At 68.1% G+C, this 12322-nt stretch carries 15 protein-coding genes; 3 read left to right on the top strand and 12 right to left on the bottom strand.

The window, feature by feature from the left end:
• Positions 1-70: 70 nt before the first annotated feature.
• Entirely contained in the window at positions 71-823 is a 753-nt protein-coding gene (locus tag ACTWPB_RS18435; protein ID WP_446221846.1) for a DUF4184 family protein, read from the top strand.
• 83 nt (positions 824-906) lie between these two features.
• On the opposite strand, the gene ACTWPB_RS18430 is transcribed toward ACTWPB_RS18435, so the two are convergent.
• The 7 genes from ACTWPB_RS18430 to ACTWPB_RS18400 form a co-directional block, all read right to left on the bottom strand.
• A complete protein-coding gene (locus tag ACTWPB_RS18430) occupies positions 907-1410 on the bottom strand; it encodes an arginine repressor (RefSeq protein WP_056824335.1) in 504 nt (167 codons plus the stop codon).
• Between the two features lie 114 nt (positions 1411-1524).
• The gene (gene argF, locus ACTWPB_RS18425) at positions 1525-2457 is read right to left on the bottom strand and encodes an ornithine carbamoyltransferase (protein ID WP_446221845.1); all 933 of its coding nucleotides are present in this window, start codon (positions 2455-2457) and stop codon (positions 1525-1527) included.
• Positions 2454-3656, bottom strand: coding sequence for an acetylornithine transaminase (locus tag ACTWPB_RS18420; RefSeq protein ID WP_446221844.1), 1203 nt, complete (start codon positions 3654-3656; stop codon positions 2454-2456). The genes argF and ACTWPB_RS18420 overlap by 4 nt, the downstream gene beginning before the upstream one ends.
• Complete coding sequence (argB, locus tag ACTWPB_RS18415) at positions 3653-4567, bottom strand: acetylglutamate kinase (protein WP_446221843.1); 915 nt, start codon at positions 4565-4567, stop codon at positions 3653-3655. Before argB ends, ACTWPB_RS18420 begins: the two co-directional genes overlap by 4 nt.
• A complete protein-coding gene (gene argJ, locus ACTWPB_RS18410) occupies positions 4564-5790 on the bottom strand; it encodes a bifunctional glutamate N-acetyltransferase/amino-acid acetyltransferase ArgJ (RefSeq protein WP_446221842.1) in 1227 nt (408 codons plus the stop codon). Before argJ ends, argB begins: the two co-directional genes overlap by 4 nt.
• The gene (gene argC, locus ACTWPB_RS18405; protein WP_446221841.1) at positions 5787-6845 is read right to left on the bottom strand and encodes an N-acetyl-gamma-glutamyl-phosphate reductase; all 1059 of its coding nucleotides are present in this window, start codon (positions 6843-6845) and stop codon (positions 5787-5789) included. Before argC ends, argJ begins: the two co-directional genes overlap by 4 nt.
• 289 nt (positions 6846-7134) lie before the next feature.
• The gene (locus ACTWPB_RS18400) at positions 7135-7626 is read right to left on the bottom strand and encodes a pyridoxamine 5'-phosphate oxidase family protein (RefSeq protein WP_446221840.1); all 492 of its coding nucleotides are present in this window, start codon (positions 7624-7626) and stop codon (positions 7135-7137) included.
• A 62-nt stretch (positions 7627-7688) separates the two neighbouring features.
• On the opposite strand from ACTWPB_RS18400, the gene ACTWPB_RS18395 reads away from it, so the two are divergent.
• Positions 7689-8654 (top strand): helix-turn-helix transcriptional regulator, encoded by a 966-nt coding sequence (locus ACTWPB_RS18395; protein ID WP_446221839.1) that lies wholly within the window; start codon positions 7689-7691, stop codon positions 8652-8654.
• Between the two features lie 238 nt (positions 8655-8892).
• Here the strand turns inward: ACTWPB_RS18395 and ACTWPB_RS18390 are convergent, their stop codons facing one another.
• Complete coding sequence (locus tag ACTWPB_RS18390) at positions 8893-9807, bottom strand: FAD-dependent monooxygenase (RefSeq protein ID WP_446221838.1); 915 nt, start codon at positions 9805-9807, stop codon at positions 8893-8895.
• Positions 9729-9989: an FAD-dependent oxidoreductase gene (locus ACTWPB_RS18385; RefSeq protein WP_446221837.1), complete on the bottom strand. Its 261-nt coding sequence runs from the start codon at positions 9987-9989 to the stop codon at positions 9729-9731. The genes ACTWPB_RS18390 and ACTWPB_RS18385 overlap by 79 nt, the downstream gene beginning before the upstream one ends.
• Positions 9990-10089: 100 nt before the next feature.
• On the opposite strand from ACTWPB_RS18385, the gene ACTWPB_RS18380 reads away from it, so the two are divergent.
• Positions 10090-10638, top strand: coding sequence for a TetR/AcrR family transcriptional regulator (locus ACTWPB_RS18380; protein ID WP_446221836.1), 549 nt, complete (start codon positions 10090-10092; stop codon positions 10636-10638).
• A 22-nt stretch (positions 10639-10660) separates the two neighbouring features.
• Here ACTWPB_RS18380 and ACTWPB_RS18375 read toward each other — a convergent pair whose 3' ends face one another.
• Genes ACTWPB_RS18375 through ACTWPB_RS18365 form a run of 3 tightly spaced genes read right to left on the bottom strand, consistent with a single transcriptional unit; the run spans position 10661 to position 12315 of the window.
• A complete protein-coding gene (locus tag ACTWPB_RS18375) occupies positions 10661-10930 on the bottom strand; it encodes a GntT/GntP/DsdX family permease (RefSeq protein WP_446221835.1) in 270 nt (89 codons plus the stop codon).
• Between the two features lie 48 nt (positions 10931-10978).
• Positions 10979-11620 carry a bifunctional 4-hydroxy-2-oxoglutarate aldolase/2-dehydro-3-deoxy-phosphogluconate aldolase gene (locus ACTWPB_RS18370; RefSeq protein ID WP_446221834.1) on the bottom strand — a complete coding sequence of 214 codons (642 nt, stop codon included), beginning with the start codon at positions 11618-11620 and terminating at the stop codon, positions 10979-10981.
• Positions 11617-12315 (bottom strand): hypothetical protein, encoded by a 699-nt coding sequence (locus ACTWPB_RS18365; protein ID WP_446221833.1) that lies wholly within the window; start codon positions 12313-12315, stop codon positions 11617-11619. Before ACTWPB_RS18365 ends, ACTWPB_RS18370 begins: the two co-directional genes overlap by 4 nt.
• Between the last annotated feature and the right edge of the window lie 7 nt (positions 12316-12322).

Raw genomic sequence — 12322 nt, 5'->3', positions numbered from 1 at the left:
ACCGCGATCCCCGCCCAGGACTGTGCTCGAGGCTGAGTAACGCAGTACCACAACCGATTACGGTGGCCGTGTGCCGATCACATTCGCCCACCCGGTCGCGGTGCTGCCCTTTGCCCGGCACCTTCCCCTTCCCGCGCTCGTCGCCGGATCTGTCGCCCCGGATGTCGTCTACTACCTGCCGGTGTCCCTGTCCGGCTCCGTGACCCACTCGGTCATCGGGATCCTGTGGTGGGACCTGGTGATCGGTCTCGTGGTGCTGTCGGCATTCCGCGTCTCCGAAGGCCCCGCTGGTGCGCTGCTGCCCTTCTCGCTCTCCGTCCCGGCCGATTCCGGACCGGCGTGGCGCAGCGCGGTGCGGACCGTTGCCGCGGTTCTCGTGGGCGCCGCAACACACGTACTCTGGGATTGCTTCACTCAGACAACAGGTTTCGCTGTCCGTCACTGGGATGTGTTGCGGACGACGGTCGTCGAGCCACACAGGACCTACAACGTCCTCGGTTATGTCTGCTCTCTCGCCGCAACGGCGGCTCTCGCCTATCTCTTGGTGCGCCGCACCCGCCGCGCCTGCCGCACGGCCTCCGCGTCGCTGCGGTGGCGGTGGGTCTTCGTCGCCGTTCTGCTCGCGGCGGCCACGACCGGCGCGGGGCTCGCTGTCGGCGATCCGGTCACGCGGGTCAGCACCTACGACCTGGTCCGGCACACGATCATCGGCGCGGCCCAAGCGGCCGCATGCGCCTGGGTGATCTACGCCGTGCTGTGGCATATCGGTGCCAGTCGAAAGTCATCGCGACGAGCGGACACTGTGGAGCACGAGGACGGGTAGCGGTCACGCACAGCGCGAGGTTCGTCGGCGAGTGTCAATCCTGCGTGGTTGCGTAAACGTCAGGGAAACCAACCGTGCTCGAGTCAGGCCAGGTCTTCGATTTTCGCGGCCAGTTCGGCGCCGGTGAGTGGTTCGCGGGCGATGACGGCGATGGTGTCGTCGCCGGCGATCGTGCCGACGATGTAGGGCAGGGCGGCGCGGTCGAGGGCGCTGGCCAGGAAGTGGGCGGCGCCGGGTGGGGTGCGCAGGACGGCGAGGTTGCCGCTGGCGTCGGTGGAGACGAGCAGGTCACCGAGGAGTTTGGACAGGCGGCCGGTGCCACCGGTGACACCGCGGACGGGGCTGCCGTCCTCGGGGACGATGTAGACGCCCGCGCCGCCGTCGGCCGCCCGCAGTTTCACCGCGCCGAGTTCGTCGAGGTCACGCGACAGGGTGGCCTGGGTGGTTTCGATCCCCTCGGCCGACAGCAGGGCGGCGAGTTCGGTCTGGCTGCGGACCGAGTGGGAGGTCAGCAGCTCGATGATGCGCGACTGGCGGCCGGCGCGGGTGCGGGCGATCGCGGGTGAGCCCTTCTCGGGTGCACTCATGCCTGCGCCTCGCTGTCGCTCGGCTCCGGCATGAGTGCACGGGCAGCTGTGTTTTTCAGCCGCTCGCTGCGCTCGCTCATCGCCAGGCCTGCACGCCGGCCCCGGTTCGCGGTCTCACGCGGCGGCTTTCGCGAGCAGCCACACCAGCAGCGCCTTCTGCGCATGCAGGCGGTTCTCGGCTTCGTCCCAGACCACGCTGTGTCCGCCGTCGAGCACCTCGTCGGTGATCTCCTCGCCACGGTGGGCTGGAAGACAATGCAGCACAATCGCTTCCGGGTCGGCGTGGGCGAGGAGCTCGGTGTTGAGCTGGAACGGGCGGAACGGGCCGACGCGGTCGAGACCGTCGTTCTCCTGACCCATGGAGGTCCAGGTGTCGGTGACGAGCACGTCGGCACCGGTCGCGCCGACCACCGGGTCACCCGTGACCGACACTGTCGCACCGGTTTCCGCGGCCCGCTTGGCGGCGGCGTCAAGAATCCACGGCAGCGGCTCGAAGCCCGCGGGCGCGGCCACGGTGACATTCATGCCGGCGGTCACCCCACCGAGCAGCAGCGAGTGGGCCATATTGTTGGCGCCGTCACCGAAGTAGGTGAGATTCAGTCCCGCGAGGGCCCCCTTGCGCTCGCTGATGGTCTGCAGATCGGCAAGCACCTGGCAGGGGTGGAATTCGTTGGACAGCGCGTTCACCACGGGAACCGTTGCGGTGACGGCCATCTCGTCGAGGCGTGACTGTTCGAAGGTCCGCCACACGATGGCGTCGACGTAGCGCGAGAGCACGCTGCCGGTGTCGCCGAGGGTTTCCTCACGACCCAGCTGGGTGTCGCGGCCGTCGACGACCACGGCGTGGCCGCCGAGCTGAGCGATGCCGAGCTCGAACGAGAAGCGGGTGCGGGTGGAGTTCTTCTCGAAGATCACCCCGACCCCGCGCGGGCCGTCCAGGGGCCGGTACGCGAAGGGGTCTTTCTTCAATTCGGCGGCGATGGCGAGGATCTCGGCCTGCTCGGCCTGGGTCACATCGTCGTCGCGCAAGAAATGACGCAGGGTCATTCGGTCGCTCCCTTAGCATCGGCGGCGGCCTTGTCGAGGATCTCGGGCAGGTCGGCGACGAAATTGTCGGCCTGGGTTTCGGTGAGCACCAGGGGTGGTGCCAACCGGATCACGTTGGGCTTGGCGGGGTTCAGCAGGTAGCCTGCCTCGCGCGCCCGTTCGTCGACATACGCGGAGATGTCGTTGCGCAAGACGATGCCGATGAGCAGGCCCGCGCCGCGCACGTGGTCGATTTCGGGGTGCTCGAGCAGGGCGATCCCATCGCTGAGCCGCTTCCCGATCCACTCCACATGGGTCAGCAGGTCCTCGGAGTCGATGGTCCGCAGGACCGCCAATGCCGCTGCGGCACACACGGGATTGCCGCCGAAGGTGGTGCCGTGCAAGCCGGGCGTGAGCAGTTCGGCGGCCCGGCCCTGCGCCAGCACGGCGCCGATCGGCAGGCCACCGCCGAGGCCCTTGGCCAGGGTGATCGCGTCGGGCACGATGCCCGCCGCCTGGTGCGCGAAAAACGTTCCGGTGCGGCCGATTCCGGTCTGCACCTCGTCGAGGATCAGCAATGCCCCTGCCCGCGAAGTGATCTCGCGCGCCCGAGCCAGGTAGTCGTGCGGCGGGACAACCACACCGCTCTCCCCCATCATCGGTTCGAGGAATACCGCGGCGGTGTCGGAGTCGACCACCGCGTCGAGTGCGGCGGCGTCACCGTAGGGCACGTGCACGACACCGGGCGGCATCGGCTCGAACGGCGCCCGCTTGGCAGTCTGACCGGTGAGTGCCAGCGCGCCCATGGTGCGACCGTGGAACGCCTCCTCGGCGGCGACGATCTTGGACCGTCCGGTGAGCCGCGCGATCTTGAACGCGGCCTCGTTGGCCTCGGTGCCGGAGTTGCAGAAGAACGCCTTGCCCTCACCGTCGCCGAAGTGGGCCAGCAGCTTCTCGGCCAGCTCGATCACCGGCTCGCTGGCGTACAGGTTCGACACGTGGCCGAGCGTGCCGAGTTGCTGGGTGACCGCTTCCAGGATGGCGGGGTGGGCGTGGCCGAGGCTGTTGACCGCGATGCCACCCAGGAAGTCGATGTAGCGCTTGCCGTCGGCGTCGTAGAGCACCGCACCGGCGCCGCGCACCAGCGCGACCTTCGGGGTGCCGTAGTTGTCCATCATCGCGGCCGACCACCGCTGCTGCAGCATCTCTGTTTCGCTCATGATTGCGTTCCATCCGGTGACCCGGCGGGGGTCACCATGGTTCCGATTCCTTCTCCGGTGAACAGTTCCAGTAGTACCGAATGCGGCACGCGCCCGTCGATCACGTGGGCACTGGGGACCCCGCCGAGTACGGCGCGCAGACACGCTTCCATCTTCGGCACCATGCCCGCATCCAGGCGCGGGAGCAACTTCGCCAACGCGTCGGCGTCGATCCGGCTGGTCAGCGAGGAGCGGTCGGGCCAGTCGGTGTAGAGGCCCTCGACGTCGGTGAGCACGACGAGTTTCTCCGCGCCGATGCCCTCGGCCAGCGCGGCGGCGGCGGTGTCGGCGTTGATGTTGTGCACCACGCCGTCGGCGTCGGGGGCGATGGTGGAGACCACCGGGATGCGGCCCGCGTCGATCAGGTCGAGCACGGCGCCGGGGTTGACCTCGGTGACATCACCGACCAGGCCGATGTCGGTGGCGACACCCTCGACCGCCACGGTGCGCCGGGTGGCGGTGAACAGGTGCGCGTCCTCGCCGGAGATGCCGACCGCGTACGGGCCGTGCGCGTTGATCAGCCCGACGAGCTCACGGCCCACCTGACCGAACAGCACCATCCGCACCACGTCCATCACCTCGGGGGTGGTGACGCGGAAGCCGCCGCGGAATTCGCCTGCCATACCAAGCCTTTTCAGCATGGCGTTGATCTGCGGGCCACCGCCGTGCACGACCACGGGGTGCACGCCGACGGTGCGCAGGAACGCCATGTCGGCGGCGAAGGCGGCCTTGAGTCCGTCGTCGACCATGGCGTTGCCGCCGTATTTCACGACCACGATCTTGTCGCGGAATTTCTGCAGCCACGGCAGCGCGTCGGCGAGCACGTGTGCCTTGTCCAGCGCCGAAAGGGTGTGCACCGCACTGCTGCTCATGAGCTGTACGCCGAGTTCTCTTCGACGTAGGCGTGCGAGAGGTCGGTGGTGCGCACCATCGCGGTGCCCTCGCCCACGTGGAGTTCGATCAGCACGTGGACGTCTTCGCCGGACAGGTCGACCTCGCGGGCGCCGGGCGCCCCGACACTGTCGACACAGACCGGATTGCCGTTGAACGACACCGCGATCCGGTTCGGATCGAGGGTCACCGGCGCGATGCCGACGGCGGCGAGCACGCGACCCCAGTTCGGGTCGGAGCCGAACAGCGCGGTCTTGACCAGACTGTCGCGGGCGACGGCGCGGGCGACGGTCAGCGCCTCGTCCTCGGAGGCCGCGCCGGTGACGGTGACCTGGACCCGCTTGGTGACACCCTCCGCGTCGGCCATCAGCTGCGCGGCCAGGTCGTCACAGACGGTGAACACCGCGGCATCGAGTTCGTCTTGCGAGGGCGCGACGCCGCTGGCACCGTTGGCCATGAGCAGCACGGTGTCGTTGGTGGAGCAGGAGCCGTCGACATCGAGCCGGTCGAAGGTGTATTTCGTGGCCTTGCGCAGCGCGGAGTCGAGCTGGTCGGGTGTGGCGACGGCGTCGGTGGTGAGCACGACGAGCATGGTGGCCAGCGACGGCGCGAGCATGCCCGCACCCTTGGCCATGCCGCCGACGTTCCACTTGTTCTCGCTGTGGAACGCCGACTCCTTCGGGACGGTGTCGGTGGTCATGATGGCGTGAGCGGCGTCGGAGCCACCCGACATACCGCCGCCCATCTCGTGCACGATCTCGGTGATCCCCGGGATCAGTTTGTCCATCGGCAGGCGGTCACCGATGAGCCCCGTCGAGCAGACCGCGATCTCGCCCGCGCCGGTCTCGGTGCCCCAATTGCTCAGTGCCGCGGCGAGTTCCTCGGCGGTCTTGTGGGCGTCCTGGAAGCCACCGTGGCCGGTGCAGGCATTCGCGCCACCGGAGTTCAGGATCACCGCACGCAGGTGACCGGTCTTCAGCACCTGCTGCGACCACAGCACCGGCGCGGCCTTGACCTGATTGCTGGTGAACACACCGGCAGCCGAGTACTCGGGGCCCTCGTTGAGCACCAGGGCGAGGTCCGGCTTGCCGCTGGCCTTGATACCGGCCGCGATGCCCGCCGCGCGGAATCCCAGTGGCGCGGTGACGCCCTGGGTGTGGATCAGTTTGCCGTGGTCCGGGGTCTGCGGATCAGGGGTCGTCACGGTGCCACTCCTACGGTGGAAAGTCCTGCGGTCTCGTCGAATCCGACGGCCAGATTCATCGATTGCACCGCGGCGCCCGCGGTGCCCTTGGTCAAGTTGTCGATCGCGCCGATCACCACGAGCAGACCCGCGTCGGCATCGACGGTGACCTGCAGGGTGATGGCGTTGGAGCCGAGCACCGAACCGGTCTGTGGCAGTATGCCTTCGGGCAGCAGGTGCACGAAAGGTTCGTCGGCGTAAGCCTTTTCGTAGACGGCACGCGCCTGCGCGGCATCGACCTTCGTCGGAGCGGTGCAGGTGGCGAGGATGCCGCGCGGCATCGGCGCGAGCACCGGCGTGAACGACACCGAGACATCGACGCCGCCTGCGGCTTTCAGGTTCTGCGCGATCTCGGGGGTGTGCCGGTGCGCGCCCGCGACGCTGTAGGCCCGAACGCTGCCCATCACCTCGGAACCGAGCAGGCCGACATCGAGCTTGCGTCCCGCACCCGAAGTACCGCTCACCGCAACCACATTCACCGCGGGCTCGATGATCCCGGCGGCGATCGCCGGGGCCAGCGCCACACTCGACACGGTCGGATAGCAGCCTGGCACGGCGATCCGCCGGGCGCCGGTGAGCTTCGCCCGCCCACCGGGCAGCTCGGGCAGACCGTAGGGCCAGCTGCCCGCGTGCGGGCTGCCGTAGTACTTCTCCCAGGCGGCGGCGTCGGTGAGCCGGTAGTCGGCGCCGCAGTCGATGATGACCGTCTCGTCGGACAGTGCCTGCGCGATCGCGCCGGACTGGCCGTGCGGGAGACCGAGGAACACGATGTCGTGACCGGCCAGGATTTCGGGGGTGGTCTCGTCGAGGATCCGGTCGGCTAGCGGCAGCAGGTGCGGCTGCAGCGCGCCCAGCGCGGTACCCGCGTTGGAACCGGCGGTCAGCGCCCCGATCTCGAGGCGCCCCGCTCGGTATGCGGGATGCCCGAGCAGAAGACGCAACACTTCGCCACCGGCGTATCCACTCGCACCGGCAACCGCCACCCGCAGCACGGGTCCTCCCGACGAATCAACCATGTGATGATTATGCACGACTATGCAAGCTCATTCATGAGCGGGTGTGACCGACTTCGCCTCCGACGCCCCGATCAGGCGCGCTACCAGTGGAAACACCACAACGGTCGTCGCGCCCGCCGCAACCAGGATCGAGGCGACATCGTCAGTCAACAGGCCGGTCTGGGTAGCCCACCCTCCCCCGGCCAGGTTCGGTGGAAACTTGGACGATTGATCACCAGGCCTCTACGGCTGGTTTCGAGGGGAAAATCCGAACATGAGGGCCTGGTGATCAACCGTCCAGGTGGGTGACTCAGTGCTTGCGGACGATGGTTTCGCCTGCGCCGGGTTTCCAGACGGTGATGTCGAGGTGGTCGTCGTTGGTTTCGACGGTGGAGGCGCCGGTGAGGTCGGCGATGTAGAAGTGGTCGAATTTCTCGCCGCGGATGTCGAAACCGCTGTCGTCGAACAGTTTTTGAGCGAAGCGGGCGTGCACGGCTTCGTCGCGCAGATCGGTGACGGTGCCGAAGAGTTTCGCGTCGCCGTCGGAGACCATGGTGTCGACGGTGGCGGTGTGCAGGCAGAAGCGCGGATCGCGGGCGAGGTCGTCGAATTTTCGGGTGTTCGGCATGCCGGCCAGGACGAGCATGTCCTCGAAGACCATCGGCTCGATCGGGCTGATTCGTGGCGATCCGTCGGCGCGCAGGGTGGCGAGCATGCACAGGTTGCCGGTGGCCTGGTGCCTGCGCTGGAACAAGGCCGCGATGCTCGGTGCTTCTTCGGTGAACTGGCTCCACGTGGTCATATCTCGTACGGTACGACTCAACCTTGACATCTTGTGTCAAGGTTTGCGGCTAGTCTCGAGATATGCGGGCGAGCAGGTTGGTTCAGTTGCTGCTGCTGTTGCAAGCAGGCGGTGGCGCAACCGCGAGCGAGTTGGCACGGGAGCTCGAGGTGTCGGTGCGCACGGTATATCGGGACGTGGAAGCGCTCTCGGAGGCGGGCGTTCCGGTGTACAGCGAACCGGGTCGCGGTGGTGGTGTGCGGCTGATCGACGGCTACCGAACCCGGCTCACCGGCCTCACCTCCGACGAAGCCGACGCCGTCCTGCTCGCCGGTCTCCCGGGCGCCGCCGCCGACCTGGGCCTCGGTACCGTGCTGGCCACCGCCCAGCTGAAAATGCTCGCCGCCCTCCCGCCGGAACTGCGCGGCCGCGCCACCCGAATCGCCGAACGCGTCCACATCGACATGCCCGGCTGGTTCCAGCGCCCCGACGAAACCCCCACCCTCGCAACGGTTGCCGACGCCCTCTGGCACGACCGCGTCCTCACGATCACCTACCGCCGTCGCGACCGCACGGTGGAGCGGACCCTCGACCCACTCGGTCTGGTCATGAAGGCGGGCACCTGGTACCTGATCGCCCGCGACCACGCCGACATCCGCTCGTACCGCGCGAGCCGGATCATCACAGCCGAACAGACCGGTGAATCCTTCACCCGCCCCGCCACTTTCGATCTCGCCGCGCACTGGCAATCCGCGGCCGAGGAGTTCGCGCGATCCATGCTGCGAGTCAGCGCACACTGCCGGATCTCCACCGACCACCTGAGCCTGCTGCGCCTCGTGAACGACCCCGCCGCGGTCAACGATGCCCTCGCATCCGCGGGACCACCCGATGCTGACGGCTGGACCGACATCACGATTCCCGCCGAGTCCTACGAAGTCCTGGCTCACGCCCTGCTCCCCCTCGGCGAACACGTCGAAGTCCTCACCCCACCCGAACTTCGCGCGACCATGACCGCCACTGCCGCGGCGATGTTCGCGCGCTACCACTGATCTGCGGGCACTCGCTCAACACCGGTATCGCATCGAAACCTCGCTGACGAACCGCCGACCTCGACGCCTCATCGATGCACCGGCCGACTGAACTCGACGCCGTCCAGGCATTCACCGAAACAGGCGACCGCCGAACCGGAGCAGGGCAGGGGTAGGGGGTATACCCAGAGGGGGTATCACATGCGCCGGACCCTTCGGCGGCTGTCCAGAAACGGCAACTCAGCCCCCGGACCCGGTCTCAACAGGTCCAGTCGAGAACCTCTGCCATGGAACGCAACTGGATCGACGTGGGAGTGAGGCGCAATGATGTGTTGCGGAGGGTGACCAGGGGTCGCGCGGACAGTTGGGCGATGGTACCGATCCGCGCGGAGCGTTCGACGATCATCTGAGTACGGGGGCGACGTTCTCGGTCGTAGCGAGCGAGCCCGTCGGGTTCGGCCGCCAGGCGGGCCAGGACCACCGCGTCTTCGAGAGCTTGGCAGCCGCCCTGGCCGAGGTTCGGCGTCATCGCGTGGGCGGCGTCGCCGAGCAGGGCGATACGGCCGGCGGTGAAGGTCGGTAGCGCTGGTAGGTCATAGATATCGTTGTGCAGCACCGTGTTCGGGTCCGCGGCGGCGAGGAGGGCCGAGATCGGGTGGTGCCAGTTCTCGAAGCGATCCCGGACTTCGGCGAGGCTGCCGGTGGCGTTCTCGGGGGCGTTGTAGACCGCGAAGCAATAGACGCGACCGTCCGCGAGCGGGGCCATGCCGAAACGTGCGCCGCGACCCCAGGTTTCACCGAACTCGGTGAGCGGCTCGTCGATGTCGACCACCGCGCGCCAGGCGGTGTAGCCGGCGTAGCGCGGGGCGACTTCGCCGCAGACAGCACGTCGGACGACACTGCGAATCCCGTCGGCGCCGACAACCAGATCGGCTGTCGACACGCCTTCGGAGTGGATCACCGATCCGTCGACTCCCGCCTCGAGCACCGAGATACCGGTTCGCACAGCACCTTCGGGAAGTGCCGCGCGCAGGATCTCCAGGAGTGCGGCGCGATGGATCACGACCGGGGTGCCGAATCGCTCGCGCATCGTCGCTACGTCGGTGCGCGAGAGCCATCGCCCACGGTCATCCCGAATCCCGGCCGACACCTCCGCCATTGCCTGCGCACGCACCGCAGGACCGACACCGAGGAGATCCAGTGCACGTAAGGCGTTGGACCACAGCGAAATCCCCGATCCGACCTCCGCGACCTCCGGTGCCGCTCCAGCACCTCGACAGACCAACCCCTCCCCGCGAGCGCGAGCGCTGCGGCCACTCCCCCGATTCCGCCGCCGACGACGATTGCTGTAGGCATCGCACTCTCCCTCGTTTCAGGTACGCCCATGACCGTACTACGCCCGTAGTGCCCGCCTCCGCAACTGTAGCGTGGCTCACTACGGGCGTAGTATCAGCCCGTGGCTACCAAACGCGAGCAGGTTCTCGATGCAGCAATCGAGGTACTCGGTAGCGGCGGCTCACGCGCGCTGACCCACCGCGCCGTCGACCAGGCCGCCGAGCTACCGGCCGGCTCGGCGTCCAACTACTTCCGCACCCGCGAAGCGCTGCTGTGCGGCGTCGCCGAACGCCTGGAACAACGCGATCACGCCGACTGGGAAACACTGAACCGCACACTCGGCCCCGCCACCGTCGACCACCTCATAGACGGTCTCGCGCTGTTCGTCACCCACGCGACAACCACCGACGCCATCCGCACTCGAGCACGCCTGGCGCTGTTCGGCGAGTCGCAAACGATGCCCGCCCTCCACGACTCCGTCCAGCGTGGACACCGACGACTCCGTACCTGGGCGATCGAGATGGCCGCCTCGGTGGGCCTGACCGCAACCGACACCGGCATTCTCGTCGACTACCTCGACGGCGCCGTCGTACACCGCCTGACCGGCGCGGACCGCGGAAAAGACCCCCACGAGGCCCTCACCCGCCTGACGTGCGCATTACTCGCCTGACCAAGACCACGTGCCGATCGGATCATCCGCGTACCTGTGCGGCGACGGTTCCGCAGCCCCGCTGAACTCCACTCAGTCCGGGCATGATCACCGCGATGTGGCCGAGGATGCCACCAAAGCCTGCTTCCAGTAGTGACTCACCGGCTTTCAGTGGTGTGCCGACGATCTGGGAGATCGGCAGCCCGGCGGCCGGCGCCGGCAGCAGTCCGGTCAACAGCAGCGCGACGAACGGCTCCAGTCCGACCTTGATGATGGCGATGAGCAGGACAGCGATCGCGAGACCACACCACACCAGGTGGTGGTGCGCAACCAGTCGATGGTGGCGCCCATGGAAAACCTCTCAATCAAGCGAACGAACGAAATGCGCGGCTTTGGAGCCGATGTGGGACCATCGCGCGGCCTCGACGTCGGACGGGGCGACCACTTCGGTGCCCGCGGTGACGGCGATCGCGCCCGCGCGGAGGAAGTCGCGGGCGTTGTGGGAATTGACGCCGCCGGAGGGGATCAGGAACATGTGCGGGAACGACCCGAGCAGATCCTTGACGTACTGCGGGCCGAGCGCGCGGGCCGGGAAGATCGTCACCGCCGCCGCCCCCATCTCCGCCGCGGCGAGGACCTCCGACGGCGTGAACGCGCCCATGATGACCGGAATCGTGTGTGCCGCAGCCACTTCCGCAACCTCGGGACGCAACGCGGGCGTCACCAAGAACCGGGCACCGACCTCGATGGCGGCCTCGGCCTGCTCGCGGGTGGTCACGGTGCCGACCCCGATCACGGCGTCGGTGACCGCGGTGGCCTTGCTGATCGCGTCGAGCACACCGAGCGTGGTGAAGGTCAGTTCGAGTGCCCGCAGCCCGGCGCCCGCGAGTGCTCCGGCGAGCGCGGCCGGGTCGGGGATGTCGGGGGCACGGACCACCGTGAGGGCCCGGTCGGCGCGGATCACTTCCATGGCCTGCGACGACGAGCTGAGCAACGGGTTCATCGGGTCTCCTCCTTCGTGGTGTCCAGGCGCAGGGCGCGACCGGCGCGTACTCCGGTCGCGGTGCCGCGACCATCGCGCACAACGCGGCGAGTTCGCCGGTGTCGGCGTACATTCCGGGCGTGTAGGTGAGCTCGCTGGACATCCCGACCGCGCCCCTGTTCGAAGCCCTCGGCCAGCAGCGCGCACATCCGGTCGATCTCGGCGGTGGTGGCCACTCGCTGTTCGCCGCCGACCACGAGCATGCGCAGCATGCCCTGCGGAACGAGGTAGGCGGCATTGGGCGTGATGCCCTGGTCGAGGCGGGCCAGGTAGTGCGCGACGGTGCGCCGGTCGAAGGCGAAGTCGCCCGGGTTGCCGTTCCCGCCCGCGATCTGCTTGCGCACCACCGCGAGCGCGGCGTCGTCGATGGGCGCGTAGGACAGCTGGCCGATCACCTCGGTGGTGACACCCTGGGTGATCTTCGGGAAGTGGTCGGGATGGGCGAGCAGATACAGATCGGAATGCGCGTGCGTGTCGATGAATCCGGGCGCGAGGACCGAACCCGGTTGTACCGCAATAACGCTCGCGTCGGATTCGATGGTGCCGGGTGGCGCGATCTCGGCGATGCGGCCGTCGCGGATCCCCACGTCGCCGCGGGTGTGTGGGGCACCGGCGCCGTCGACGATGTCGATGTCACGCAAGAGCAAGTGCGTCATGCTCATC

The organism is Nocardia sp. IBHARD005, assembly GCF_052814245.1.
The sequence above is the reverse complement of the archived record's forward strand: the minus strand, read 5'-3'. Positions and strand labels throughout refer to the sequence as shown.